The following is a 24,908-nucleotide window of genomic DNA, read 5'->3' as shown; positions in this document are numbered from 1 at the left end:
CCCTAAGCGTTGGGATAGTTCAGGGCTCATGAGCAAGAGGTGTACCGGTGGTTACGCCGAATGTACCTGAATCATGGCCTTCCTCCCGCGCCGTTCAGAGGCCCCAGGGGGCCGTTCATAGCCCCGTTCAGGGCTTGAGTCGCTGCAGGTCCAGGCCTTCGAGATCGATCTCCGGCGGACGTCCGGCGATCAGGTCGGCCAGGGCTCGGGCCGACCCGCAGCTCAGCGACCAGCCGCTGGCGCCATGCCCCAGGTTCAGCCACAGGCCCGGGATGCCGCTGGCGCCCAACAGTGGCGGGCCGTCAGGCAGCATGGGGCGCGCGCCTTTCCAGACCTGGACGCCGCTGCTGATCTGCGCCGCGCCAGGAAACCAGTCGTGCAGGACCTTGTAGAGCGTCTGGAGGGTGCCGGCGCGCTGCTCACCGGGCGCGCCGCCGATTTCTGCTGTGCCGGCCACACGCACCCGCTGACCCAGGCGTGTGATGTTGACCTTGTAGCGTTCGTCCATGATGGCGCTGCGCGGCGCGTTCAGCGGTTCGCGCACGGCCGCGCTGATCGAATAGCCATGCACCGCAGCCAACGGGATCTTCACGCCGAGCGGGCGCAGCAGGCGTGCCGAGTCGATGCCGGCGCACAGCACGGCGGCGTCGAAGCGTTGCGTTTCGGACTCGCCGGCCAGATGCAGCCTGACACCGGCAGCGGATCCGTCGGCAGCCGGCTCGATCGATTCCACCGTGGTGCTGAAGGCAAAGTTCACACCTTGGCGCTGGGCCTCGTTCTTGAGCAGCAGGGCGAACTGGCGGCAGTTGCCGACCTCGTCCTGTGGCAGGTGGATGGCGCCGTGAAAAGATGTGTCCGGGTTGAGCGCAGGCTCGATCTTGCGCGCGTCCTCCGGGCTGATTTCCTTGAACGGGACACCGGCCTCGCGCAGCACCTGCAGGCCGGCTTGCATCTGGGCCTGGTCCTTGGCCGAGCGCAGCAGCACCAGATGGCCCTCGCTGCGGTCGAATTCGAGTTGCAGGTCGGCGCTGATCTGGTGCAGCCGCTCGCGGCTGAAGGCGGCCAGCCGCTGCATGCGCTGGCGGTTGGCCACAAAGGTCTCCGGCTGGCAGGCACGCCAGCTTTTCCACATCCAGCCCAGTTCCTGGCGCGACAGCGGCCAGCGGATGCGCACCGGCGCATGGCGGCTCAGAAGGTGGCTGATGATCTTGAGGGGCATGCCCGGTGCGGCCCAAGGCGTGGTGTAGGCCGGTGCGACCAGACCCGCATTGGCAAAACTGCCTTCTTCGGCGGCGGCCAGGCGTCGCTCAAAAACGGTGACTTCGTGACCATCCTGCGCGAGTTCGTAGGCGGTGGTGACGCCGATGATGCCGGCGCCAATGACTGCAATTTTCATGAATTCCTGTTGTTTTTAATGCTTGGCTCTTGCGTCATCTGCGCAAGCAGCTATTGTTTTTGTAGCAAATTTTCGATTTGCAGTGCCAGATTCAACACGCCATCATCGCGCATCGCGCCGTGCCAGAGCATCAGGCCGACCGGCAGCTCGTCAGCCGTATGGCAAGGCAGCGAGATGGCGCAGCCGTCCAGCATGTTAACCACGCTCGGATTGCGCAGCAGCAGGCCGTTGATGCGGAAGAAGGCTGCGTCACGCGCGGCGTCCAGCGCCGCATCCTTGCCTTCACCGGGCGCGACTTCCGAGAGGGGTGGCGCCACGACCGGCACGGTGGGCGAGAGCACGGCATCAAAACCTTGCAGGGCCTGTTCGACGCGAGCGATCCAGTCGCGGCGCATCTGCATCAGTTCAAGGTAGTCGGCCGCGCTCATGGTGGCGCCGCGCTGGATGCGGCTGGCGACACGCGGATCGTACTGGGCCGCCTTCTGCTGCAACAGGCGGCGATGCCAGGCGTAGCTCTCGGCGGCGGCAAAGCTGCCGTTGGCCTGCATGCCGGCCAGTTCGCCCAGTTCGGGCAGGGCGATTTCTTCGATGTGGGCCCCGGCGGCGCGCAGGGCCTGCAGCGTGCGCTCGAAGGCGCGGGCCACGGTTGCATCCACGCCGTCGAGCATGAGGGTCGGTGTAACGGCCAGTCGGTAAGCCGAGAGCGGGGCTGCGCTGCGTGTGACGCATCGTGCCGCCAGGATCTCATGCGCCAGGATGGCATCGCGCACCGAGCGCGTCATGGCACAGGCGGTGTCCAGCGTGCTGGACAGGGGGAGGGTGCCGTCCAGCGGCACCAGCCGGGCGGTGTTCTTGAAGCCGACCAGGCCCTGCAGGGCGGCCGGGATGCGGATCGAGCCGCCAGTGTCCGAGCCCAGGCCGATGAAGGCAGCCCCCGTGGCCACCGAGACGGCCGCGCCACTGGACGAGCCGCCGGGAATGCGGGGCACGTCGGTGGCCACGGCGTTGGCCGGGGTGCCGTAGTGCGGGTTGACGCCGACGCCGGAGAAGGCGAATTCGGTCATGTTGGTGCGGCCGATGAACGCCGCTCCGGCGGCGCGCAGCCGGGCCACGGCCGCGGCATCCTGACGTGCCGGCGGCGCATCCGCCAGCACCACAGACCCGGCGCGGCTGGTCTCGCCGGCCATGTCGAACAGGTCCTTGACCGACACGGCCAGCCCGGCCAGCGGCTGGCGCCCGGCGTCGGCTGCCAGGGCGGCGGCGCGTGCCTGGCCAAAGCTGGTCTGCAGGAAAGCGTGCTGGTTGCGCGGCGACGGGACGATGGCGATGGCGCGCTCGATTTCGGTGCTTGCGCTGGTCTGGCCGGCCAGCAGGCGCTGGCGGGTGGTGTGGAGGTCTGCAAGCATGTGATGAAGAGGGTGGCTGTGCTATACTCTTTGGGTTTTGCTGATGGGCCATTCCGGTCTGCTAGCGAACAAATCGCAAACCGGTCCATCCAGGTGTTGCATCGGGTGCTCTTCAGGCGCCTGCTGCAAAGAGGGCCGGATTTTAGACCCAACCTTTGGAGTTAACCATGTCCGTTACCATGCGAGAAATGCTGGAAGCCGGTGTCCATTTTGGCCACCAGACCCGCTTCTGGAATCCCAAGATGGCCCCGTTTATCTTCGGCCATCGCAACAAGATCCACATCATCAACCTGGAAAAGTCGCTGCCGATGTTCCAGGAGGCTTCCAAGTTCGTGAAGCAACTGGCTGCCAAGCGCGGCACCATCCTGATGGTGGGTACCAAGCGTCAAGCTCGTGAGATCGTTGCCGCTGAAGCCCAGCGTGCCGGCGTGCCCTTCGTTGACCAGCGTTGGCTGGGCGGCATGCTGACCAACTTCAAGACGGTCAAGACCTCGATCAAGCGTCTGAAGGACATGAAGGCCCAGCAGGAAGCTGGCCTGGACAGCATGAGCAAGAAAGAGCAGCTCATGTTCGCCCGCGAGCTGGAGAAGCTGGAAAAAGACATCGGCGGCATCCAGGACATGAACACCCTGCCGGACGCGATCTTCGTGATCGACGTCGGCTACCACAAGATCGCCATTGCCGAAGCCAAGAAGCTGGGCATTCCGCTGATCGGTGTGGTTGATACCAATCACTCGCCGGAAGGCATTGATTACGTGATCCCTGGCAATGATGACTCGTCCAAGGCTGTGACGCTGTACGCGCGTGGCATTGCCGACGCCATCATCGAAGGCCGCGCCAACGCTGTGGAAGACGTGGTCAAGGCCGTGTCGTCCGAGGCTGGTGACGAGTTTGTGGAAGTGAGCGAGGCTGCCTGAGCCGGTCACGACCCGAAGAAAGGGGCGCATGCCCCTTTTTTTTAGTCCCTGTTTGAATTGAACTGAACTGCACACGGAGAAACAAGATGGCTGCAATTACCGCAAGCATGGTCGCTGAACTGCGCGCCAAGACCGATGCCCCGATGATGGAGTGCAAGAAGGCACTGACCGAAGCCGACGGCGACATGGCCAAGGCGGAAGAGGTGCTGCGCGTCAAGCTCGGCACCAAGGCCGGCAAGGCTGCTTCGCGCGTGACGGCTGAAGGCGTGGTCGCCAGCTTCATCGACGGCACCACCGGCGCCCTGATCGAAGTCAACTGCGAAACCGACTTCGTGACCAAGAACGACAGCTTCCTGGGTCTGGCCAAGGCGGCTGCCGAGCTGGTTGCCAAGCACAACCCGGCCGACGTGGCTGCCCTGGGTGCACTGGCCTATGCGCAAGACGGCTTCGGCCCCACGCTGGAAGATGTGCGCAAGGGCCTGATCGGCAAGATCGGCGAGAACATGAGCTTCCGCCGCTTCAAGCGTTTCGCCTCCGGTGCCAAGCTGGCCGCCTACCTGCACGGCACCCGCATTGGCGTGGTGGTCGAGTTCGACGGTGACGAGACCGCTGCCAAGGATGTGGCCATGCACGTGGCTGCCATGAAACCGGTTGCCCTGACCAGCGCTGATGTGCCGGCCGACCTGATTGAAAAAGAGCGTGCGGTTGCTGCCGGCAAGGCCGAGGAAGACCGCAAAGCTGCTGAAGCTGCCGGCAAACCGGCCCAGCCGGCCGACATCGTCGCCAAGCGCATTGAAGGTGGTGTGCAGAAGTACCTGAAGGAAGTGTCGCTGTTCAACCAGCCTTTCGTGAAGAACGACAAGCAGACCATTGAACAGATGCTCAAGGCTGCCGGTACCACGGTGAAGGCGTTCACCCTGTACGTGGTGGGCGAAGGTATCGAGAAGAAGGTGGACGATTTCGCTGCTGAAGTGGCTGCCCAGGTGGCTGCTGCCAAGCAGGCCGGTTGAACGCCAATCCTGTAAATTCCGCACTACCCACCAAGTCCATCGATCACTGTTTCAAGGAGAGTCCCTCATGTCCAAACCGGCCCACAAGCGCATACTGCTGAAGCTGTCCGGTGAGGCCCTGATGGGGGACGATGCCTTCGGCATCAACCATGCCACGATTCAGCGCATGGTGGAGGAGGTGGCGGAAATCACCCGCCTCGGTGTGGAGGTGGCCGTCGTCATTGGCGGCGGCAACATTTTCCGCGGTGTGGCTGGCGGCTCGGTCGGTATGGACCGGGCCACCGCCGACTACATGGGCATGCTGGCCACCGTGATGAACGCGCTGGCGCTGGCCGATACCATGAACAAGGCCGGCCTGACGGCCCGTGTCATGTCGGCCATCGGCATTGAGCAAGTGGTTGAGCCTTATGTGCGGCCCAAGGCACTGCAGTACCTGGAAGAGGGTAAGGTGGTGATCTTCGCTGCCGGCACCGGCAACCCTTTCTTCACCACCGACACGGCGGCTGCCCTGCGCGGCGCCGAGATTGGTGCCGAGGTGGTGCTCAAGGCCACCAAGGTGGACGGCGTCTACACTGCCGACCCGAAGAAAGACCCGGCTGCAACGCGCTATACCCGCCTGTCATTCGATGAGGCGATGAACAAGAATCTGGGCATCATGGATGCCACGGCCTTTGCGCTGTGTCGCGACCAGAAGTTGCCCATCAAGGTGTTTTCCATCTTCAAGCACGGTGCGCTCAAGCGCGTGGTGATGGGTGAGGACGAGGGCACACTGGTGTATGCCTGAGCAGGGCTGAAGACGCAGCACAGGAGAGAACAATGACGATCGCAGACATCAAGAAGACCATGGAAACCAAGATGGACCAGTCCATCGAGGCGCTCAAGAGCAATCTATCCAAGGTTCGCACCGGCCGCGCCAGCCCGGCGTTGCTCGATTCGATCCACGTGGAGTACTACGGCTCCATGGTGCCGCTGAGCCAGGTTGCCAACGTGGCCCTGCTCGATGCCCGCACCATCAGCGTGCAGCCGTGGGAAAAGGGCATGGGCGCCAAGATCGAGAAAGCCATTCGCGAGAGTGATCTCGGCCTGAACCCGGCCTCCATGGGCGACCTGATCCGTGTGCCGATGCCGCCCATGAGCGAGGAGCGCCGCAAGGAGATGACCAAGCTGGTGCGCAATGAAGGCGAGAACTCGAAGATCGCCGTGCGCAACCTGCGTCGTGATGCGAATGAGGCCGTGAAGAAACTGGTCAAGGACAAGCTGGCATCCGAGGATGACCAAAAGCGTTCCGAAGCCGATATCCAGAAATTGACCGACAAGCATGTCGCCACCATCGATCAACTGGTGGCAGCCAAGGAACAGGAAGTGATGGCCGTCTGAGACGGTTGTCTGCTTGCCTTCTCTCATGACATCGTCCAGCGGGATTCCGCACCACATCGCCATCGTCATGGATGGCAACGGTCGCTGGGCTGCCAAGCGCTTCATGCCACGCTTGGCCGGGCACCGGCAGGGTATGGAGAGCCTGCGACGCTGCATCCGCGCCTGCGTGGACCGCGGTGTAGCCGTATTGACCGTTTTCGCTTTTTCCTCTGAGAACTGGAATCGCCCGGCGGACGAGGTTTCGGGCCTGATGGAATTGCTGGCCACGGCGCTGGCCAAGGAAGTCCCGAAACTCCAGCAGGATGGCGTGCAGGTGCATTTTGTGGGGGAGCGAAGTGGCCTGTCCGACAAGGTGCGTGCCGGTCTGGCACAGGCTGAAGCGGCCACCGCGTCGAATGGACGGCTGATCCTCAATGTCTGCTTCAACTACGGCGGACGCTGGGATATGGCCCAGGCCGCCGCGAAACTGGTGGCCCAAGGCAAGCCGATCACCGAGGGTGAATTGCAGGGCGCCATGGCATTGGCGCATGTCCCCGATCCCGATCTCATCATCCGCACCGGTGGCGAGCAGCGCCTGAGCAATTTCCTGCTCTGGCAGGCGGCCTACGCCGAACTCTTTTTCAGCGACAAGCTCTGGCCCGAATTCGATGAAGCCGAGCTGGATCGTGCCATGGCCGAATTCAGTCGGCGTGAGCGGCGCTTTGGCCAGACGTCGGCCCAGGTCGCCGCTGGCGACCAGAAAGTCGCCTGAAGGCCCCACCTATGCTCAAGCAGCGCGTCATCACCGCCCTTGTCCTGCTGCTGATCCTGCTGCCGGCGCTGTTTTATCCCTCACCGGAGCCGTTCAGCGCGCTGGCCTTGGTCCTCATTGCAGCCGGGGCCTGGGAGTGGGGGCGGCTGAACAGCTGCAGCCAGACCGTTTCATTATTGGGCGCCTTGGTCTGTGTGCTGTTGTGCGGCTTGAGTTGGAATCTGGGGCTGCTGTACCGTTCCGTGCCCCTGGTCTGGTCGGTGGTCGGTGGCCTGTGGGTTCTGGCCGGTGGCTGGTTGCTGCGCAAAGGGGTGCCGGTCTGGCCATCGATTCCCGCCGGTTTGCGTTGGGCTGCCGGGTTGGGGGCGCTGTGGGCCACCTGGCTGGCGGTGGCTCAGGCGCGTGTCATCGGCATCAATTTTCTGCTTTCCGTGCTGGCCTTGGTCTGGATGGCCGACATCGCCGCCTATTTTTCCGGGAAGGCGTTTGGTGGCCGCTTCAGCCGCGGCAAACTGGCGCCTTCCATCAGCCCGGGCAAGAGCTGGGAAGGCGTCTGGGGTGGCATGGCCGGTGTGGTGTTGTTGGCGCTGGGCTGGCGCTGGGCAGATCAAGCCTGGCAGGTAGCCGAGCCGAGCCTTTATAGCCGTCTGGGTACCCATGGCGTCTGGTTTCTGCTGTTGGCTGTGTTGTTCCTGGCCACCATGAGCGTGGTGGGTGATCTGGTGGAGTCGCTGATCAAGCGCAGCGCCGGCGTCAAGGACAGCAGCGGCTTGCTGCCTGGCCATGGCGGTGTGCTGGACCGTGTTGATGCTTTGCTGCCAACGCTGCCGCTCACCATGATGCTGATCTCTTTTGCGACCCCATGAAACAACGCCTGGCGATTCTGGGTTCAACCGGCTCCATCGGGACCAACACGCTGGACGTGGTGGCGCGTCATCCGGAGCGTTTCGAAGTTTTTGCACTGACGGCTGCCACGCAGGTGGACTTGATGCTGCAGCAATGCCTGCAGTTCAAGCCGCGTTTTGCCGTCATGGCCAGCGTGCCGCATGGCAAAGAGCTGGCAGAGCAACTGGCCACACAGGGTTCCACCACGCGGGTGCTCAGTGGCGAGGTGGCACTGGCCGAGATGGCCGGGCATGACGAGGTGGATGCCGTGATGGCGGCCATTGTCGGTGCTGCCGGCTTGGCGCCTTGCCTGGCCGCGGCACGCGCCGGCAAACGCCTGCTGCTGGCCAACAAGGAAGCGCTGGTGGTTGGTGGCGAGGTCTTCATGCACGCAGTGCGCGAAGGTGGTGCCACGTTGCTGCCGATCGACAGCGAGCATTCAGCCATCTTCCAGTCGCTGCCGGAAGACCCGCTGACCTGGGCTGGGCGTGTCGACAAGATCATCCTGACGGCGTCCGGTGGACCATTCCGCACCCGGGATCCGATCACCCTGCGCGATGTCACACCGGAGCAAGCCTGCGCCCATCCGAACTGGGTGATGGGGCGCAAGATTTCGGTCGATTCGGCCACCATGATGAACAAGGCGCTGGAAGTGATCGAGGCGCGTTACCTGTTCGGCTTGGCGCCGGATCGGCTGGAGGTGGTGATTCATCCGCAAAGCGTGATTCACTCCATGGTGCAGTACAAAGACCATTCCGTGGTGGCGCAACTGGGCACGCCTGACATGCGGGTGCCGATCGCCTATGGTCTGTCCTGGCCTGAGCGCATGAGTTCGGGCGCTGAGGCGCTCGATTTCCGAACTCTGGCCGAGATGAGTTTTGAGTCGCTGGAGACGCGCGGCCACCCAGAGCGGTTTCCCGGCATCCGGCTGGCCTGGGATGCGCTGAACGGGCCAGTCGGCACCACGGCGGTGCTCAATGCGGCCAATGAGGTGGCGGTAGCGGCTTTCCTGGAGAGGCGAATCCGTTTCGACCAGATCCATGCCGTCAATGTTGAGACGCTGGCGGCGGTGACAACGACGGTGCCGCAATCGCTGGCCGACCTGCTGGCACTGGACGCCGAATCGCGCGTCGTGGCGGAGCAGGCCGTTGCACGGCTCGGTGTTTAGAGGCGAGCGGGCAGCATGTTGACGCTGTTTGCCTTCATCCTTGCGCTGGGGGTACTGATTGCCGTGCATGAGTATGGCCACTACCGCATGGCGGTGGCCTGTGGCGTCAAGGTACTGCGTTTTTCCATCGGGTTTGGCCGTACGCTGTTGCGCTGGCAGCCGCGCGGCTCATCCACCGAGTTTGTGATTTGCGCTTTTCCTCTGGGGGGCTATGTGCGCATGCTCGACGAGCGCGAAGCGCCGGTGGAGGAGCAGGAACGGCATCTGGCCTTCAACACCCAACCCTTGCGTTCGCGTGCACTGATCGTGGCGGCCGGGCCGCTGGCCAATCTGCTGCTGGCAGTCCTGCTGTACGCGGTGGTCAACTGGAGCGGCGTGCAACTGCCGGCGGCGGTGCTGGGTAGCCCGGTGGCCGGCTCGATGGCGGAGCGCGCCGGCTTGCAGGCCGGCGAGCGGGTGCTGCATGCCGGCTTCAACGACGACGACTTGCAGACCGTGGATTCCTTTGAGGATGTGCGCTGGTGGTTGACCCGTGGTGCGCTCGAAAGCCACGATGTCCGCTTGGCCTTGGCTGGTACGACCGGGGCTGAGAGGGAACTAGTGCTGCCGCTGGCCGGGATGGGCGCGCAGGAGGCGGATGCCGATCTGTTCCGGCGTATTGGTCTGGTGGCGCCGTATGGTCGAGCTGTGATCGGTGAGGTCATGGCAGGCGGCGCGGCCGAGCGCGATGGCCTGCGTCAGGGCGATGTGGTGTTGCGCATGGGCGGGCAGGTGATCCAGGATGGTGCGCAGTTGCGTGATCTGATACGGGCCTCGGTTGTGAGCGGTGAGGCCGTTGCCGCGACCTGGCGCATCCAGCGTGACGGGCAGGACCTGACAGTGCTGGTCCATCCCGAGGTGCGGCAGGAGGGTGATCTGCGCGTGGGTCGGATTGGGGCGTTCATCGGGGCAGCGCCTGAATTTGTCACGGTGCGGCACGGTCCGCTGGATGGGCTGTGGCGGGGGGCGGTCCGGACGTGGGAGGTGTCGGCGCTGACCCTGCGCATGATGGGACGGATGCTGATCGGCGAGGCGTCGTTGAGGAACCTGAGCGGTCCGCTGACCATTGCCGATTACGCCGGCCGCTCGGCCAGCCTGGGATGGACCCCCTATCTGACCTTCCTGGCGCTTATCAGCGTCAGCCTGGGGGTGCTGAATCTTCTGCCGCTGCCGGTCCTCGATGGGGGGCACCTGATGTATTATCTTTGGGAAGGGTTGACAGGCAGGAGTATCTCTGACGCGTGGCTGGAACGGCTGCAGCGCGGCGGTATTGCGATTCTGGCCACCATGATGACAATCGCCTTGTTCAACGACTTGGCCCGCTTGTGGGGCTGACAGCCCTGTGGCAAGCAGCTAAGACCCGATAATTTCAAGACAAAAAATGCAAATCAAGCGCTTTTTTCTGCGTACGAGCACCGCTCTGGCAGTCCTGTTTTATGTGACACACGCTGCGTGGGCAGTCGAGCCGTTCAAGGTGCGTGACATTCGTATTGAAGGTCTGCAGCGGATCGAGCCGGGGACGGTCTTTGCGTCCATGCCGGTGCGGGTCGGCGACACCTACAGCGACGAAAAGGGCGCGGCGGCGATCCGCTCGCTGTTCGGCTTGGGGCTGTTCAAGGACATCCGGCTGGAGGTCAGTGGCGATGTGCTGGTGGTGATCGTCGAGGAGCGTCCTACGGTGGCAGATGTTGAATTCATCGGCACCAAGGAATTCGACAAGGATACGCTCAAGAAGGCGATGCGCGATGTCGGGCTGAGCGACGGACGCCCCTTTGACAAGGCCTTGCTCGACCGGGCCGAGCAGGAACTCAAGCGCCAGTACATCAATCGGAGCCTGTACGCCGCCGACGTGGTGACAACGGTCACACCGATCGAGCGTAACCGTGTGAACCTCACCTTCACGGTGACCGAAGGGGATCTGGCCAGGATCAGTGAGCTCCGGATTGTCGGCAACAAGGCGTTCTCCGAATCAACCTTGCGCGATCAGTTTGATCTCGATACTGGTAACTGGATGAGCTGGTATACCAAATCTGATCGTTACTCCCGCACCAAGCTCAATGCGGATATCGAGACCCTGCGTTCCTATTACCTGGCGCGTGGATATCTGGAATTCCGCGTCGATTCGACACAAGTGGCCATCTCGCCCAACAAACAGGATATTTCCATCACGATCAACGTGAGCGAAGGCGAGCGCTTCGTGGTGTCGGGCGTCAAGCTGGAAGGTAACTATCTGGGGCGAGAGGACGAGTTCAAGGCCTTGGTCTCGATTCTGCCTGGGCAGGCCTACAACGCCGATCAAGTGGCCGAGACCACAAAGGCGTTTACCGATTACTTCGGTAAATTCGGTTTTGCCTTTGCACGTGTGCAGTCGCGCCCCGATATTGATCGAGCCAACAATCAGGTGACGCTGGTGTTGCAGGCTGATCCGTCGCGTCGTGTCTACGTCCGTCGTATCAATGTGGCAGGCAACAATCGCACGCGTGACGAAGTGGTGCGGCGTGAGCTGCGCCAGTTCGAGGCGTCCTGGTATGACAGCGAGAAGATCAAGCTGTCGCGCAATCGCGTGGACCGATTGGGTTATTTCACAAGTGTGAGTTTGGAACCCAGCGAAGTGGCAGGTTCTGCTGACCAAGTTGATCTGACGCTCAAAGTTGAGGAGAAACCAACGGGTAGCTTGACTCTAGGCGCTGGTTTTTCCAGTAACGATGGTCTGGGGTTGTCGTTCGGTATTAACCAGCAAAATGTCTTTGGATCAGGCAATTCGTTGGGTTTGCAAGTCAATACGAGTCGAATCAATCGCCTTCTTGTCTTGAATACTACCAACCCTTACTTTACGAAAGATGGTGTGTCGCGCACTATCGACATTTACCATCGCGTGTTCCGGCCTTATTATGACGAAACTTCGTATTCGCTGGAAACCACAGGTACGAGTTTGCGGTTTGGTGTGCCAGTTTCTGAACGGGATACGGTTTACCTCGGTGCAGGCGTCGAGCGCACTAGCATTGTGACGGGAAGTTATTTGCCAGTAGCTTATGCGAATTACGCCAATGAATTCGGTTATGCAAGTAACGCTGTGCCATTGACAGCTGGTTGGGCTCGTGACAACCGCGATAGTGCGCTGGTCCCGACAAGCGGTAATTTTCAACGCGCCACAGCAGAGTGGAGTGTTGCCGGGGATGTGCGCTATATCCGCGGCACTTATCAATACCAACAGTACATTCCGTTGAGCAAGCAATATACATTCGCCTTTAATGGCGATCTTGCTTGGGGGCAGGCGACCGAAGGCAAGACCTATCCTATCTTCAAGAATTTCTACGGGGGCGGTCTGGGTTCAGTGCGCGGTTTTGAGGCCGGCAGTCTGGGGCCGCGCGATGCAAGTTCAGGTTTGGTTTTAGGCGGACCCAAGAAAGTTAACCTGAACTTCGAGTTCCAAGCACCATTCCCCGGGGCCGGTAACGACCGTACCTTGCGCATGTACGGTTTTGTTGATATGGGCAACGTCTTCGGTGCGGATGAGAGTGTTGTTTTCGACCAGTTCCGGTCTTCTGCCGGTGTTGGTATCAGCTGGATTTCGCCTATGGGGCCCTTGCGTCTGGCGTTTGCAACCCCCCTGCGCAAGTTTGATAACGATAGAATTCAGAATATTCAATTTCAGATCGGAACCACTTTCTAATGAAACACTTTTCCCGTCACATCAGCCTGGGTTTGCTGCTGGCTTTTCTGGCCGTGGCATCCGTGCAGGCGCAGGACTTTCGCTTGGGGTATGTGAACCTGGATCGCATCATTCGTGAGGCGGGTCCGGCCAAAAATGCTCAGGCCAAGTTGGAGCAGGAGTTCTCCCGGCGTGAAAAGGAATTGCAGGAACAGGGTGCCACCCTCAAGAGCGCGGCCGACAAACTGGAACGTGAAGCACCGACCCTGTCGGAAACCCAGCGCGCCACGCGCCAGAAGCAACTGGTCGAGCAGGATCGTGACTTCCAGCGCAAGCGTCGCGAATTCCAGGAAGACCTCAATGCCCGCCGCAATGAAGAGTTGCAGCAGGTGTTTGAGCGTGCCAACCGTGTGGTCAAGCAGTTGGCTGACGCCGAAAAATACGACCTGATCCTGCAAGAGGCCGTTTACGTCAATCCCAAGCACGACATCACCGACAAGGTGATCAAGGCCCTGAATTCGGCCAAGTGAGCTTTTGCGGGTACAGCGCGTGTGGCATTGCGACTAGGCACCATTGTTGAGGCGCTCGGGGGCGAGCTGCATGGCGATCCCGAGTTGCAGATTGCAGGCCTGGCACCGCTTGAGTCGGCAACGTCACAGCACCTGAGTTTTCTCAGTCATCCCAAGTATCAGCAGCAGCTGGCGGCCTCGAAAGCCGCTTGCGTGATTGTCAGCCCCCAGATGCAGGCCCAGGCCTTGGTACGTGGCAGCTGCATCGTGGTGGACCAGCCATACCTGTATTTTGCCCGTGTGACGCAGCTCTGGCGCCGCGAACATCGGCAGGGTGCTGGGCCGCGCATCCATCCCAGCGCCGTCATCGATCCAGCCGCCCATGTTGATCCTCTGGCGCGCATTGGCCCCTTGTGTGTGATTGAGCGTGGTGCGCGCATCGGTGCGCATACCGTGCTGGCTTCACGTGTGACGGTGGGCGAGAATTGCGTGCTGGGCGAGCGTTGCATCCTGCACCCGGGGGTGGTGATTGGTGCCGATGGTTTTGGCTTTGCGCCGAACGGACCGGCCTGGGAGAAGATAGAGCAGCTTGGCGCAGTGCGTATCGGCAATGATGTCGAGATTGGTGCCAACACCTGCATCGACCGCGGTGCCCTGCAGGACACCGTGATCGAGGATGGCGTCAAGCTCGACAACCTGATCCAGATCGGGCACAACGTGCGTGTCGGGCGCAATACCGCCATGGCCGGTTGCGTCGGGGTGGCGGGCAGTGCCAACATTGGCGCCGGTTGCACCATCGGCGGCGGTGCCGTCGTGCTGGGGCACCTGACCCTGGCCGATGGCGTGCATGTCTCGGCTGCTTCGGTGGTGACCCGCTCCCTTCTCAAGCCGGGCCACTACACCGGCATGTTTCCCATCGACGACAATGTGGCCTGGGAAAAAAATGCCGCCACCCTCAAACAGCTGCATGCCATGCGCGAGCGCGTCCGGGTGCTGGAACACAAGATCAAAGAAACGAATCAATCATGATGGACATCCACCAAATTCTCAAGCAACTGCCGCACCGCTATCCGTTTCTGCTGGTCGATCGCGTGCTGGAGATTGAAAAAGGCAAGCACATCAAGGCATTGAAGAATGTCACGATGAACGAGCCCTTCTTCACGGGCCATTTTCCGCATCGGCCGGTGATGCCGGGGGTGCTGATGCTCGAAGCGCTGGCGCAGGCAGCAGCATTGCTGGCTTTCGACACGCTGGGGACGACCCCCGACGACAAGACGGTCTATTACTTTGCCGGCATTGATGGTGCGCGTTTCAAGCGCCCGGTCGAACCGGGTGATCAGCTGATCCTGGATGTCGAGCTGGATCGCATGAAGGCCGGCATCTTCAAGTTCACGGCGCGTGCCAGCGTCGGCGAAGAGCTGGCGGTGGAGGCCGAGCTCATGTGCACCATGCGCACCATTGCGTAAGCACGCGGGGGTCGCAACGTGACGCTCATCCATCCCACGGCCGTGGTGGCACCTGAGGCCGAGCTTGACAGCTCGGTCACGGTCGGGCCCTACACGGTGATTGGTCCTCATGTGAAGGTGGGGGCCGGTACGACCATCGGCGCGCATTGCGTGATCGAAGGCCACACCACCATCGGGCGCGACAACCAGATTTTCCAGTTCAATTCGCTCGGCGCCATTCCGCAGGACAAGAAGTACGCGGGTGAGCCGTGCGAGCTCGTCATCGGGGACCGCAACACCATTCGTGAGTTCTGCACCTTCAACATCGGTTCGCCCGGGGACGCTGGTGTCACGCGGGTCGGCAACGACAACTGGATCATGGCCTATGTCCATCTGGCGCACGACTGCGTGGTTGGCAACCACACCATCTTTGCCAACAACTCGCAGTTGGCCGGCCATGTGCATGTGGGCGACTGGGTGATCCTGGGTGGTTTCACGGTGGTGCACCAGTTCGTCAAGCTCGGGGCCCACAGCATGACAGCCATGTGTTCCCTGCTGTTTGCCGATCTGCCGCCTTTTGTGATGTGCCAGGGGCAGCCGGCCCAGGCGCGTTCCATGAACTTCGAGGGGCTGCGCCGGCGCGGTTTTTCGCCTGACCGCATTGCTGCGGTGAAAGCCATGCACAAGGCCCTGTACCGTGACGGCTTGACGCTGGAGCAGGCGCAAGCGCAGATAACCGCGCTGACCCAGCGGCATCCTGAAGCGGCCCCCGATGTCGCCATGATGTTGGCCTTCCTGGCGCAAACCACGCCGCAGCGCGGCATCGTCCGTTAACCCATGGCTGCCGTGCCTTCGCCAGCGGCCGCCTCGGTGGCTGCTGCGTCTGCCATTGCGTCGCCCCGCGTGGCGATGGTGGCCGGTGAGGCTTCCGGCGACCTGCTGGCGGGCCTCTTGCTCGATGGCTTGAAAGCGCGCTGGCCAGGCGTGACGGCAGCCGGCATCGGCGGTCCCCAGATGAGCCGCCGTGGTTTTGAGGCCTGGTGGCCGAGCGACAAACTGGCCGTGCGCGGTTATGTCGAGGTGCTGCGCCACTACCGTGAGATCGTCGGCATCCGCGAGCAACTCAAGCAACGGCTGCTGCAACAGCGGCCCGATATCTTCATCGGTGTCGATGCGCCTGATTTCAACCTCGACCTCGAGCGCGACCTCAAGGCGGCCGGCATCCGGACTGCGCATTTCGTCTGCCCCTCGGTCTGGGCCTGGCGGCCCGAGCGCATCGAGAAGATCCGCAGCAGCGTCGACCACGTGCTGTGCATTTTCCCTTTTGAGGTTGAGCTGCTGGCGCAGCATGGCATCGCCGCCACCTATGTCGGGCATCCCTTGGCCAATGTGATCCCGCTGGTGCCGGACCGTGCGGCGGCGCGTGTGGCACTCGGTTTGCAGGCGGATGACACAGTGGTGGCCATCTTGCCGGGTAGCCGGAAATCCGAAATCGAGTACCTGGCTTCCCGATTTTTCAAGGCCGCAGGCCTCGTGAAGCGGGCGCAACCAGCTATCAAATTCATAGTGCCTGCTATGCCTGGCCTGCAAGCACGGATTGTGCAGGCCGCGCAGGCGGCTGGCATGGCCGAGGAACTGCAGATCGTGACGGGTCAATCCCATATGGTGCTGGCGGCTTGCGACGTGACGCTGATTGCCAGTGGCACGGCAACCCTGGAGGCGGCGCTGTTCAAGCGCCCGATGGTGATTGCCTACAACATGAACTGGCTGTCCTGGCAGATCATGCGACGCAAGCAGCTGCAGCCCTGGGTCGGCCTGCCCAACATTCTGTGCCGCGACTTTGTGGTGCCCGAGCTGTTGCAGGATGCGGCCACGCCGCAGGCACTCAGCGCTGCCGTACTGCAGTGGTTGGCTGCCCCTGAGAAAATGGCGGCCGTGCAAGAGAAATTCACCGCGCTGCATCACGAACTGCAGCGCGATACCCCCCAACTGGCCGCCGATGCGATCGAGCAAATTCTTCAAGGCTGAGCAAGCCACCCTGATATGGGATACCCCCGGTCTGGTGGCCGGGGTGGACGAGGCCGGTCGCGGCCCGCTGGCCGGCCCGGTGGTGGCCGCAGCCGTCATCCTGGACGACCTGAATCCCATCCAGGGCCTAGCCGATTCGAAAAAGCTCTCACCGGCCCGACGCGAGAAACTTTACGACGAGATCCGCGCCAAGGCGCTGTGCTGCTCGATTGCCGAGGCCAGCGTGGATGAGATCGACCAGCTCAACATCTTGCAGGCCACGATGCTGGCCATGCGGCGTGCCGTTGAGGGCCTGCGCCTGAAGCCGACCAAGGTGCTGGTGGACGGCAACCGCCTGCCGGTGCTCGACGTGCTGGCCGAGGCCATCGTCAAGGGCGATGCCAAGGTGCCGGCCATCTCGGCAGCCTCCATCCTGGCCAAGGTGCACCGCGACCGCTGGTGTGCGCAGTACCACGAGCAGTTTCCGCAGTATGGCTTTGCCGCCCACAAGGGGTATGGCACGGCCGAGCACATTGCGGCCTTGCGCGAGCACGGTGCCTGCCCGCAGCACCGCAAATCCTTCGCGCCGGTGTCGGGAGTCCTGCGATGAGTTCGGCGGCCAATGCGCAGCACATCACCTCCAGGGACAACCCGCTGCTCAAGGAGCTGCGTCGTCTGAGCGAGGACAGCACGGCTTATCGCAAGCTGGGCCGCTTCTGGGTCGAGGGCGACCACCTGGGGCGGGCTGCACTGGTGCGGGGCTGGCGGCCAGGCATTGCCGTTTTTTCTGAGTCATTTTGGCCCTCAGCCCCCGTCGAACTTGCGCAATCTGCTATCAAAAACATAGTGATCCCGGATGCGCTGTTTGCCGGCATCAGCGGCCTGGAGTCGCCCGCCGGCATGGGTTTTGTCTTTGACCTGCCGGTTGCCGCCGCGGTGCAGTCGGGTGTGGCTTCGGTCATCCTGGACCGCGTGCAGGACGCCGGCAACGTCGGCTCCATCCTGCGCAGCGCCGGCGCCTTCGGTTTCCGTCAGGTGATTGCACTCAAAGGCACCGCCGCCCTCTGGAGCCCGAAGGTGCTGCGTGCCGGCATGGGCGCGCATTTCGGCCTGCAGCTGGTCGAAGGCGTCGAATTGCCCGCACTTGATGCCTTGGCGGTACCCATCATCGTGACCAGTTCGCATCTGGGCGCGCTGATCCAGCAGCAGCACCTGCCCATGCCCTGCGCCTGGGCGCTCGGGCACGAGGGGCAGGGCGTGGGCGAGGCGCTGATGGCGCGTGCCGCCCTGTCGGTGCGCATCGGCCAGCCCGGCGGCGAGGAGTCGCTCAATGTGGCGGCCGCGGCAGCGATCTGCCTGCACGCCAGTGCGGTCGCGGCTGCCGCGATCTGATGCCTGTTTTTTGGGCGGGCAGAATGTGTGCCGCAAGTTGGAGCGAAGTCGAGGGACATAAGCCCTAGGCTATAATCGACAACTGTTCAGAAATCCAGCCGCCCCAGCGCATTTCAAGCCGAACCCCTCTCAAAAGCAGCAGCCAGGACTCGTTTCTTGTGAATGCGTGGGCGCGCCCGTAACCAACGGAGTACCCAGTGCTTTTGTCTCTCAAGGGAACCACCCCCCACGCCATCCTGGCGCTCGCAGACGGCACGGTCTTTCTCGGCAATTCGATCGGTGCCACCGGCACCACCGTCGGCGAAGTGGTGTTCAACACCGCCATCACCGGCTACCAGGAAATCCTCACCGACCCGAGCTACTGCCAGCAGATCGTGACGCTCACGTATCCGCACATCGGCAACTACGGCGTCAATACCGAGGACATCGAAGCTGACAAGGTCCATGCCGCCGGCCTCATCATCAAGGACCTGCCGCTGCTGGCATCCAACTTCCGCTGCACCGAAACCCTGTCGCAGTACCTGGTGCGCGAAAAGACGGTGGCCATTGCCAACATCGACACCCGCAAGCTGACGCGCCTGCTGCGCACCAAGGGCGCACAAAACGGCGCCATTGTGGCCCTGGCCGCAGGTCAGGACGTGACGCAAGCCGTCATCGACCAGGCGATTGCCGCCGCCAAGGCGGCGCCGAACATGGCCGGCCAGGACCTGGCCAAGGTGGTGTCGGTGTCGAAGTCCTACGACTGGACCCAGACCGAATGGCAACTGGGCGCGGGCTACGGCACGCAGACGGCACCGAAATTCCACGTCGTCGCCTACGACTTTGGCGTGAAGAAAAACATCCTGCGCATGCTGGCCTCGCGCGGGGTCAAGGTCACCGTGGTGCCGGCGCAGACGCCGGCGGCCGAGGTGCTGAAACACAAGCCGGACGGCATCTTCCTCTCCAACGGCCCCGGTGATCCGGAACCGTGCGACTACGCAATTGCCGCCGTGCGTGAGCTGATCGAGACCGGCATCCCGACCTTCGGCATCTGCCTGGGTCACCAGATCATGGCCCTGGCCTCGGGGGCCAAGACCTTCAAGATGAAGTTCGGCCACCACGGGGCCAACCACCCGGTGAAGGATCTCGACACCGGCCGCGTCAGCATCACCAGCCAGAACCACGGTTTTGCCGTGGACGAGAAATCGCTGCCGGCCAACCTGCGCCCCACGCACGTGAGCCTGTTCGATGGCACGTTGCAGGGTCTGGCCCGCACCGACAAGCCGGCGTTCTGCTTCCAGGGCCACCCGGAAGCCTCGCCCGGCCCGCACGACATTGCCTACCTGTTCGACCGTTTTACCGCGCTGATGGAAAAGGCCAAGGAGAAGAAGAATGCCTAAGCGCACAGACATCAAATCGATCCTGATCATCGGCGCCGGCCCGATCATCATCGGCCAGGCCTGTGAGTTCGACTACTCCGGCGTGCAGGCCTGCAAGGCCTTGCGCGAAGAAGGCTACAAGGTCATCCTGATCAACAGCAACCCGGCCACGATCATGACCGACCCGGCCACGGCCGACGTCACCTACATCGAGCCCATCACCTGGCAGACGGTCGAGAAGATCATCGCCAAGGAACGTCCGGACGCCATCCTGCCCACCATGGGCGGCCAGACCGCGCTGAACTGCGCATTGGACCTGTGGCACAACGGCGTGCTGGAGAAGTACAAGGTCGAGCTGATCGGCGCTACGCCCGAGGCCATCGACAAGGCCGAGGACCGCCAGAAGTTCAAGGAAGCCATGACCAAGATCGGTCTGGGTTCCGCGCGCTCCGGCATCGCCCACAGCATGGAAGAAGCCTGGGGTGTGCAGAAGCAGGTTGGCTTCCCTACCGTCATCCGCCCCAGTTTCACGCTGGGCGGCACCGGCGGCGGCATTGCGTACAACGCCGAAGAGTTCGAGATCATCTGCAAGCGCGGCCTGGAAGCCTCGCCCACCAACGAGCTGCTGATCGAAGAGTCGCTGCTCGGCTGGAAAGAGTACGAGATGGAAGTCGTGCGCGACAAGGCCGACAACTGCATCATCATCTGCTCGATCGAAAACCTTGACCCCATGGGTGTCCACACCGGCGACTCCATCACCGTGGCGCCGGCCCAGACGCTGACCGACAAGGAATACCAGATCATGCGCAACGCCTCGCTGGCGGTGCTGCGTGAGATCGGTGTCGACACCGGCGGCTCCAACGTGCAGTTCTCGGTCAATCCGAAGGACGGCCGCATGATCGTGATCGAGATGAACCCGCGCGTCAGCCGTTCCTCGGCGCTGGCTTCCAAGGCCACCGGTTTCCCGATCGCCAAGGTGGCGGCCAAGCTGGCCGTGGGTTACACGCTGGACGAACTGCGCAACGAGATCACCGGCGGTGCCACGCCGGCGTCCTTTGAGCCGTCGATCGACTACGTGGTGACCAAGATCCCGCGTTTTGCCTTCGAGAAATTCCCCACCGCCGACAGCCGCCTGACCACCCAGATGAAGTCGGTCGGCGAGGTGATGGCCATGGGCCGCACCTTCCAGGAGTCGTTCCAGAAAGCCTTGCGTGGCCTGGAAGTCGGCGTCGACGGCATGAACGAGAAGACCCAGGACCGCGAGGTGCTGGAGAAGGAGCTGGGCGAGCCCGGTCCCGAGCGCATCTGGTACGTGGGCGACGCGTTTGCCATGGGCCTGTCGGTGGACGAGGTGTACGACCTCACCAAGATCGACAAGTGGTTCCTGGTGCAGATCGAGGAGATCGTGAAGATCGAACTCGACCTGGACAAGCTGGCCGCCGAGAAGGGCGACAAAGCCCTGGCTGCGCTCGACGCGACCACGCTGCGCACGCTGAAGAAAAAAGGTTTCTCTGACCGCCGCCTGGCCAAGCTGCTCAAGACGAGCGAAAAGGCCGTGCGCGACCAGCGTCGTGCACTCAAGGTGCGTCCGGTCTACAAGCGCGTGGACACCTGCGCGGCCGAGTTCGCCACCAACACCGCCTACATGTACTCGAGCTACGAGGACGAGTGCGAGGCCGAGCCGACGGCCAAGAAGAAGATCATGGTGCTCGGCGGCGGCCCCAACCGCATCGGCCAGGGCATCGAGTTCGACTACTGCTGCGTGCATGCCGCGCTCGCCATGCGCGAAGACGGCTACGAGACCATCATGGTCAATTGCAACCCCGAGACCGTGTCGACCGACTACGACACCTCGGACCGCCTGTACTTCGAGCCGCTGACACTGGAAGACGTGCTGGAGATCGTCGACAAGGAAAAGCCGACCGGCGTGATCGTGCAGTACGGCGGCCAGACGCCGCTGAAACTGGCGCTCGGCCTGGAGGCCGAAGGCGTGCCGATCATCGGCACCTCGCCCGACATGATCGATGCCGCTGAAGACCGTGAGCGCTTCCAGAAGCTGCTGCACGACCTCGGCCTGCGCCAGCCGCCCAACGCCACCGCCCGCACCGAAGCCGAGGCGCTGGAGAAGGCCGCCGCCCTGGGTTACCCGCTGGTGGTGCGCCCGAGCTACGTGCTCGGCGGCCGCGCGATGGAAATCGTGCACGAGCAGCGCGATCTGGAGCGCTACATGCGCGAAGCAGTCAAGGTCAGCAACGATTCGCCGGTGCTGCTGGACCGCTTCCTGAACGATGCCATCGAGTGTGACGTCGACTGCCTGCGCGACCCGGAAGGCAAGACCTTCATCGGCGGCGTGATGGAGCACATCGAACAGGCCGGCGTGCACAGCGGCGACTCCGCCTGCTCGCTGCCGCCCTACAGCCTGAGCGCCGAGACCGTGACCGAGATCAAGCGCCAGACGGCCGCCATGGCCGCGTCGCTGAACGTGGTGGGCCTGATGAACGTGCAGTTCGCCATCCAGCATGTGGACGGCAAGGACGTGATCTACGTGCTCGAAGTGAACCCGCGTGCCTCGCGCACCGTGCCCTTCGTTTCCAAGGCCACCGGCATCCAGCTGGCCAAGGTGGCCGCACGCTGCATGGCCGGCCAGACGCTCAAGCAGCAGGGCATCACGCAAGAGGTGACGCCGCCGTACTTCAGCGTCAAGGAAGCCGTGTTCCCCTTCGTCAAGTTCCCTGGCGTGGACACCATCCTCGGCCCCGAGATGAAATCCACCGGCGAGGTCATGGGCGTGGGCAAGACCTTCGGCGAGGCCTTCGTCAAGTCGCAGCTCGGTGCCGGCACCAAGCTGCCGCGTACGGGCACGGTGTTCATCTCGGTCAAGCAGAGCGACAAGCCGCGTGCGGTTGAGGTGGTGCGTGGCCTGCTGGCCCTGGGTTTCAAGGTTGTGGCCACCAAGGGCACTGCCGCTGCCATCCAGGCCGCTGGCCTGGAGTGCACGGTCGTCAACAAGGTGACGGAAGGCCGCCCCAATGTCGTGGACATGATCAAGAACGAGGAGATCGCGCTGGTCATCAACACGGTGGAGGAGCGCCGCAACGCGATCGTCGATTCGCGCCACATCCGTACCTCGGCCCTGCTGGGCCGCGTGACCACCTTCACCACCATTGCCGGCGCTGAAGCGGCGGTGGAAGGCATGAAGTACATGGACCAGCTGGACGTGATTTCAGTGCAGGAAATGCACGCCCAACTGGCATAATTGCCGCAACCTGCCGGGGGCAGGCTGGCGCACAACGCGCCGGTCTGCCCCCGTTACTTTTGACCACTGAAGAATTGACCTGTTATGGCCACCATTCCGATTACCACCCGCGGCGCCGAGAAGCTCAAGGCTGAGCTGCACCGGCTGAAGACGGTTGACCGTCCTGCGGTGATCAATGCCATTGCCGAAGCGCGCGCCCAGGGTGACCTGAGCGAAAACGCCGAATACGATGCCGCCAAGGACCGCCAGGGCTTCATCGAGGGTCGCATTCAGGAAATCGAGGGCAAGCTGTCGGCGGCCCAGATCATCGACCCGTCGGCCGTGGACGCTGGTGGCAAGGTGGTGTTTGGTGCCACGGTGGAGCTGGAAGAAGAGTCGACCGGCGAGGCCGTCAAATACCAGATCGTGGGTGAGGACGAGGCAGATCTCAAGCTTGGCCTGATCAACATCAGCAGCCCCATTGCCCGCGCCCTGATCGGCAAGGAAGAGGGTGATACCGCCGAGGTGCAGGCGCCCGGCGGCATCAAGCGCTACGAGATCGTGGCCGTCAGCTACCTCTGAGGACCATGCGTTTTTCCACCCGCCTGCAACTGCTGCGTGAACTGGCGCCAGCCTGGCTGGCGGCCTTGTGGTGGGGTAGCCTGAGCACCATTGGTTTTCTGGTGGTGCCCATGCTGTTCGTCTACCTGCCGACGCCGGCCATGGCCGGGAGCATGGCGGCCAAGCTGTTTACCGCACAGACCTGGGTGTCGTTGAACTGTGGTCTGTTGCTGCTGCTGTTCTTGAGGCCGAGTCAGGCTGAAAGCCACGCCAATACTGCGCGAGCAGCTATTGTTTTCATAGTGGCCGGTATGCTGATGGCGCTGCTGTCCGAGTTTGCCGTCGCTCCGCGCATCGTGGCGCGCGAGAATCTGGCGCTGTGGCACCGGGTGGGGAGTGGGCTGTATCTGTTGCAGTGGCTGTGCGCCGGAGCCGCCTTCTGGCGGCTGGCAGCATCCAGCCGCCGTGCTCAGGTCTGACTGCGTTTCTTGACGCTGGTCTGCTTTTTGGGTTTGGCGCGCTTGACGGTGCCGCCTGCCGTCAGGCGCTGGTTGCCCAGCACACGCAGCATCTTGACTTCGGGGCGCTGGCCGCCACGTTTGCTGAACTTGAGCACCTTGACGTCGCGCGGGCCGGGCATGCGGTCTTCGTCTGCAGCGCGTTCCTTGACCGGCTTGGGGCGCCACAGCACCAGCAGTTTGCCGATGTGTTGGATCGGCGCGGCGTTGAGTTCGTCGGCCAGGGTCTGGAAAATGGTTTCCCGCTCGGTACGGTCGTCGTTGAAGACGCGCACCTTGATCAGCCCATGGGCGTTGAGGGCGGCGTCGGTTTCTTTTTTCACGGCGGCCGTCAGGCCGTCGCCGCCGATCATGACGACCGGGTCGAGGTGGTGGGCCTCAGCGCGGAATTCCTTGCGCTGGGCGGGAGTGAGTTGAATCGCTGGCATGTCGCTATTATCCGCGGTAAGCGGCCGAATCGCGCTGTCTGGCGCTGTGAAAGAGCAAATGAAAGTCAAAACCAAGAGCAAGAAGGTCAACAAGGCCTGGCTCAACGACCATGTCAACGACACCTACGTCAAGCTGGCGCAGAAGGAAGGCTATCGCGCGCGTGCGGCCTACAAGCTCAAGGAGATCGACGAGACGCTGCACCTGATCAAGCCGGGGCAGGTGGTGGTCGACCTGGGTTGTGCGCCCGGCGCCTGGAGCCAGTACGTGCGGCGCCGGCTGGCGCCCGGCGGTGCGGCGGTAGGCGAGCTCAAGGGGGCCATCATCGGCCTGGATATCCTGCCAATGGAGCCGATCGAAGGCGTGCAGTTCCTGCAGGGCGACTTCCGCGAACCCGAAGTGCTGGCGCAGCTGGAGCAGCTGATGCAGGGCCGGCAGGCCGATGTGGTGGTGTCTGACATGGCGTCCAATTTGTCGGGCATCGAGTCGGCCGATGCGGCCCGCATGGAGCTCCTGATCGAGTTGGCGATCGATTTTTGTCAGAACCACCTCAAGCCCGAGGGCGCGCTGGTGGCCAAGGTGTTCCATGGCAGCGGCTACAACACGGTGCTGGGCCTGTTCAAGGACACTTTCCGGATCGTGAAACCGATCAAGCCCAAGGCCTCGCGTGACCGTTCGTCGGAGACCTTCTTGGTCGGCATCGGACTCAAGGCAGTTGCCAACGCGGCTTAAGGTTCGATAACTGCTGCCCGGTCACCTGAAATCCCTTGTCGTGCCAATGGATGAAACAGGCAAAATCAATCGCGCCGGAGCTTGAAAGGCCTAAAATGGCACTCAACTATGGGTTTCCCCGAGC

At 62.7% G+C, this 24,908-nt stretch carries 24 protein-coding genes; 21 read left to right on the top strand and 3 right to left on the bottom strand.

The annotated features are described in order from the left end of the window. Positions 1-127: 127 nt before the first annotated feature. Together CDE01S_RS08720 and CDE01S_RS08715 are read right to left on the bottom strand one after the other, a co-directional pair. Positions 128-1,396: a D-amino acid dehydrogenase gene (locus CDE01S_RS08720; RefSeq protein WP_066705989.1), complete on the bottom strand. Its 1,269-nt coding sequence runs from the start codon at positions 1,394-1,396 to the stop codon at positions 128-130. Between the two features lie 50 nt (positions 1,397-1,446). Continuing rightward, positions 1,447-2,802: an amidase gene (locus CDE01S_RS08715; RefSeq protein ID WP_066705987.1), complete on the bottom strand. Its 1,356-nt coding sequence runs from the start codon at positions 2,800-2,802 to the stop codon at positions 1,447-1,449. Between the two features lie 167 nt (positions 2,803-2,969). Here CDE01S_RS08715 and rpsB point away from each other — a divergent pair, with 167 nt between their 5' ends. The 20 genes from rpsB (at position 2,970) to CDE01S_RS08615 (ending at position 23,587) form a co-directional block, all read left to right on the top strand. Further along, positions 2,970-3,719 (top strand): 30S ribosomal protein S2, encoded by a 750-nt coding sequence (gene rpsB, locus CDE01S_RS08710; RefSeq protein WP_066705985.1) that lies wholly within the window; start codon positions 2,970-2,972, stop codon positions 3,717-3,719. Between the two features lie 86 nt (positions 3,720-3,805). Then, positions 3,806-4,729, top strand: a complete 924-nt coding sequence (tsf, locus tag CDE01S_RS08705; RefSeq protein ID WP_066705983.1) for a translation elongation factor Ts — start codon at positions 3,806-3,808, stop codon at positions 4,727-4,729. A gap of 67 nt (positions 4,730-4,796) precedes the next feature. Then, positions 4,797-5,513: a UMP kinase gene (gene pyrH / locus CDE01S_RS08700; RefSeq protein ID WP_066705981.1), complete on the top strand. Its 717-nt coding sequence runs from the start codon at positions 4,797-4,799 to the stop codon at positions 5,511-5,513. A gap of 32 nt (positions 5,514-5,545) precedes the next feature. Further along, complete coding sequence (gene frr, locus CDE01S_RS08695) at positions 5,546-6,106, top strand: ribosome recycling factor (protein ID WP_066705979.1); 561 nt, start codon at positions 5,546-5,548, stop codon at positions 6,104-6,106. A 25-nt stretch (positions 6,107-6,131) separates the two neighbouring features. Next, positions 6,132-6,857, top strand: a complete 726-nt coding sequence (gene uppS, locus CDE01S_RS08690; protein WP_066705977.1) for a polyprenyl diphosphate synthase — start codon at positions 6,132-6,134, stop codon at positions 6,855-6,857. Between the two features lie 11 nt (positions 6,858-6,868). Continuing rightward, entirely contained in the window at positions 6,869-7,723 is an 855-nt protein-coding gene (locus CDE01S_RS08685; RefSeq protein ID WP_066705975.1) for a phosphatidate cytidylyltransferase, read from the top strand. Continuing rightward, positions 7,720-8,910: a 1-deoxy-D-xylulose-5-phosphate reductoisomerase gene (gene ispC, locus CDE01S_RS08680; protein WP_066705973.1), complete on the top strand. Its 1,191-nt coding sequence runs from the start codon at positions 7,720-7,722 to the stop codon at positions 8,908-8,910. The genes CDE01S_RS08685 and ispC overlap by 4 nt, the downstream gene beginning before the upstream one ends. A 15-nt stretch (positions 8,911-8,925) precedes the next feature. Continuing rightward, entirely contained in the window at positions 8,926-10,284 is a 1,359-nt protein-coding gene (gene rseP / locus CDE01S_RS08675; RefSeq protein ID WP_066705971.1) for an RIP metalloprotease RseP, read from the top strand. A gap of 46 nt (positions 10,285-10,330) precedes the next feature. Next, on the top strand, positions 10,331-12,622 hold the full coding sequence (bamA, locus tag CDE01S_RS08670; protein ID WP_066705970.1) for an outer membrane protein assembly factor BamA: 2,292 nt from the start codon (positions 10,331-10,333) through the stop codon (positions 12,620-12,622). Further along, positions 12,622-13,131 carry an OmpH/Skp family outer membrane protein gene (locus tag CDE01S_RS08665; RefSeq protein ID WP_066705967.1) on the top strand — a complete coding sequence of 170 codons (510 nt, stop codon included), beginning with the start codon at positions 12,622-12,624 and terminating at the stop codon, positions 13,129-13,131. The genes bamA and CDE01S_RS08665 overlap by 1 nt, the downstream gene beginning before the upstream one ends. Before the next feature lie 21 nt (positions 13,132-13,152). After that, a complete protein-coding gene (gene lpxD, locus CDE01S_RS08660; RefSeq protein WP_066705965.1) occupies positions 13,153-14,139 on the top strand; it encodes a UDP-3-O-(3-hydroxymyristoyl)glucosamine N-acyltransferase in 987 nt (328 codons plus the stop codon). Continuing rightward, positions 14,136-14,576 carry a 3-hydroxyacyl-ACP dehydratase FabZ gene (fabZ, locus tag CDE01S_RS08655; RefSeq protein ID WP_066705963.1) on the top strand — a complete coding sequence of 147 codons (441 nt, stop codon included), beginning with the start codon at positions 14,136-14,138 and terminating at the stop codon, positions 14,574-14,576. Before lpxD ends, fabZ begins: the two co-directional genes overlap by 4 nt. Positions 14,577-14,594: 18 nt before the next feature. After that, positions 14,595-15,389, top strand: a complete 795-nt coding sequence (lpxA, locus tag CDE01S_RS08650; protein WP_066705960.1) for an acyl-ACP--UDP-N-acetylglucosamine O-acyltransferase — start codon at positions 14,595-14,597, stop codon at positions 15,387-15,389. 75 nt (positions 15,390-15,464) lie between these two features. Next, a complete protein-coding gene (lpxB, locus tag CDE01S_RS08645; RefSeq protein WP_066706000.1) occupies positions 15,465-16,583 on the top strand; it encodes a lipid-A-disaccharide synthase in 1,119 nt (372 codons plus the stop codon). Beyond that, entirely contained in the window at positions 16,555-17,172 is a 618-nt protein-coding gene (gene rnhB / locus CDE01S_RS08640; RefSeq protein ID WP_066705958.1) for a ribonuclease HII, read from the top strand. Before lpxB ends, rnhB begins: the two co-directional genes overlap by 29 nt. After that, positions 17,169-17,954: a TrmH family RNA methyltransferase gene (locus tag CDE01S_RS08635; RefSeq protein ID WP_066705956.1), complete on the top strand. Its 786-nt coding sequence runs from the start codon at positions 17,169-17,171 to the stop codon at positions 17,952-17,954. Before rnhB ends, CDE01S_RS08635 begins: the two co-directional genes overlap by 4 nt. A 197-nt stretch (positions 17,955-18,151) precedes the next feature. After that, a complete protein-coding gene (gene carA / locus CDE01S_RS08630) occupies positions 18,152-19,333 on the top strand; it encodes a glutamine-hydrolyzing carbamoyl-phosphate synthase small subunit (protein ID WP_174525458.1) in 1,182 nt (393 codons plus the stop codon). After that, the gene (carB, locus tag CDE01S_RS08625; protein ID WP_066705952.1) at positions 19,326-22,568 is read left to right on the top strand and encodes a carbamoyl-phosphate synthase large subunit; all 3,243 of its coding nucleotides are present in this window, start codon (positions 19,326-19,328) and stop codon (positions 22,566-22,568) included. Before carA ends, carB begins: the two co-directional genes overlap by 8 nt. A gap of 84 nt (positions 22,569-22,652) precedes the next feature. Beyond that, entirely contained in the window at positions 22,653-23,129 is a 477-nt protein-coding gene (gene greA / locus CDE01S_RS08620) for a transcription elongation factor GreA (RefSeq protein WP_066705950.1), read from the top strand. Between the two features lie 5 nt (positions 23,130-23,134). After that, positions 23,135-23,587 carry a DUF4149 domain-containing protein gene (locus CDE01S_RS08615; protein WP_157077082.1) on the top strand — a complete coding sequence of 151 codons (453 nt, stop codon included), beginning with the start codon at positions 23,135-23,137 and terminating at the stop codon, positions 23,585-23,587. On the opposite strand, the gene CDE01S_RS08610 is transcribed toward CDE01S_RS08615, so the two are convergent. Beyond that, positions 23,578-24,054 carry a YhbY family RNA-binding protein gene (locus CDE01S_RS08610; RefSeq protein WP_066705948.1) on the bottom strand — a complete coding sequence of 159 codons (477 nt, stop codon included), beginning with the start codon at positions 24,052-24,054 and terminating at the stop codon, positions 23,578-23,580. The two genes, CDE01S_RS08615 and CDE01S_RS08610, sit on opposite strands and share 10 nt — an antisense overlap. A 58-nt stretch (positions 24,055-24,112) precedes the next feature. Between CDE01S_RS08610 and CDE01S_RS08605 the strand changes: the two genes are divergently transcribed. Beyond that, complete coding sequence (locus CDE01S_RS08605; RefSeq protein WP_066705946.1) at positions 24,113-24,784, top strand: RlmE family RNA methyltransferase; 672 nt, start codon at positions 24,113-24,115, stop codon at positions 24,782-24,784. Positions 24,785-24,908 lie beyond the last annotated feature (124 nt).

Origin of the sequence: Curvibacter delicatus NBRC 14919 (assembly GCF_001592265.1) — a bacterium.
Classification (GTDB): Bacteria; Pseudomonadota; Gammaproteobacteria; order Burkholderiales; family Burkholderiaceae_C; genus Hylemonella; species Hylemonella delicata.
This window is presented reverse-complemented; position numbering and strand designations above follow the sequence as displayed.

Excerpts from the sequence above, each read along its gene's own strand:
- greA (WP_066705950.1), top strand. The coding sequence starts at position 22,653 with ATGGCCACCATTCCGATTACCACCCGCGGCGCCGAGAAGCTCAAGGCT.
- CDE01S_RS08720 (WP_066705989.1), bottom strand. The coding sequence starts at position 1,396 with ATGAAAATTGCAGTCATTGGCGCCGGCATCATCGGCGTCACCACCGCC.
- rnhB (WP_066705958.1), top strand. The coding sequence starts at position 16,555 with ATGCGATCGAGCAAATTCTTCAAGGCTGAGCAAGCCACCCTGATATGG.
- uppS (WP_066705977.1), top strand. The coding sequence starts at position 6,132 with ATGACATCGTCCAGCGGGATTCCGCACCACATCGCCATCGTCATGGAT.
- carB (WP_066705952.1), top strand. The coding sequence starts at position 19,326 with ATGCCTAAGCGCACAGACATCAAATCGATCCTGATCATCGGCGCCGGC.
- CDE01S_RS08685 (WP_066705975.1), top strand. The coding sequence starts at position 6,869 with ATGCTCAAGCAGCGCGTCATCACCGCCCTTGTCCTGCTGCTGATCCTG.
- CDE01S_RS08715 (WP_066705987.1), bottom strand. The coding sequence starts at position 2,802 with ATGCTTGCAGACCTCCACACCACCCGCCAGCGCCTGCTGGCCGGCCAG.
- bamA (WP_066705970.1), top strand. The coding sequence starts at position 10,331 with ATGCAAATCAAGCGCTTTTTTCTGCGTACGAGCACCGCTCTGGCAGTC.
- ispC (WP_066705973.1), top strand. The coding sequence starts at position 7,720 with ATGAAACAACGCCTGGCGATTCTGGGTTCAACCGGCTCCATCGGGACC.
- tsf (WP_066705983.1), top strand. The coding sequence starts at position 3,806 with ATGGCTGCAATTACCGCAAGCATGGTCGCTGAACTGCGCGCCAAGACC.
- CDE01S_RS08665 (WP_066705967.1), top strand. The coding sequence starts at position 12,622 with ATGAAACACTTTTCCCGTCACATCAGCCTGGGTTTGCTGCTGGCTTTT.
- CDE01S_RS08605 (WP_066705946.1), top strand. The coding sequence starts at position 24,113 with ATGAAAGTCAAAACCAAGAGCAAGAAGGTCAACAAGGCCTGGCTCAAC.
- CDE01S_RS08610 (WP_066705948.1), bottom strand. The coding sequence starts at position 24,054 with ATGCCAGCGATTCAACTCACTCCCGCCCAGCGCAAGGAATTCCGCGCT.
- pyrH (WP_066705981.1), top strand. The coding sequence starts at position 4,797 with ATGTCCAAACCGGCCCACAAGCGCATACTGCTGAAGCTGTCCGGTGAG.
- frr (WP_066705979.1), top strand. The coding sequence starts at position 5,546 with ATGACGATCGCAGACATCAAGAAGACCATGGAAACCAAGATGGACCAG.
- fabZ (WP_066705963.1), top strand. The coding sequence starts at position 14,136 with ATGATGGACATCCACCAAATTCTCAAGCAACTGCCGCACCGCTATCCG.
- lpxB (WP_066706000.1), top strand. The coding sequence starts at position 15,465 with ATGGTGGCCGGTGAGGCTTCCGGCGACCTGCTGGCGGGCCTCTTGCTC.
- rseP (WP_066705971.1), top strand. The coding sequence starts at position 8,926 with ATGTTGACGCTGTTTGCCTTCATCCTTGCGCTGGGGGTACTGATTGCC.
- rpsB (WP_066705985.1), top strand. The coding sequence starts at position 2,970 with ATGTCCGTTACCATGCGAGAAATGCTGGAAGCCGGTGTCCATTTTGGC.
- CDE01S_RS08635 (WP_066705956.1), top strand. The coding sequence starts at position 17,169 with ATGAGTTCGGCGGCCAATGCGCAGCACATCACCTCCAGGGACAACCCG.
- CDE01S_RS08615 (WP_157077082.1), top strand. The coding sequence starts at position 23,135 with ATGCGTTTTTCCACCCGCCTGCAACTGCTGCGTGAACTGGCGCCAGCC.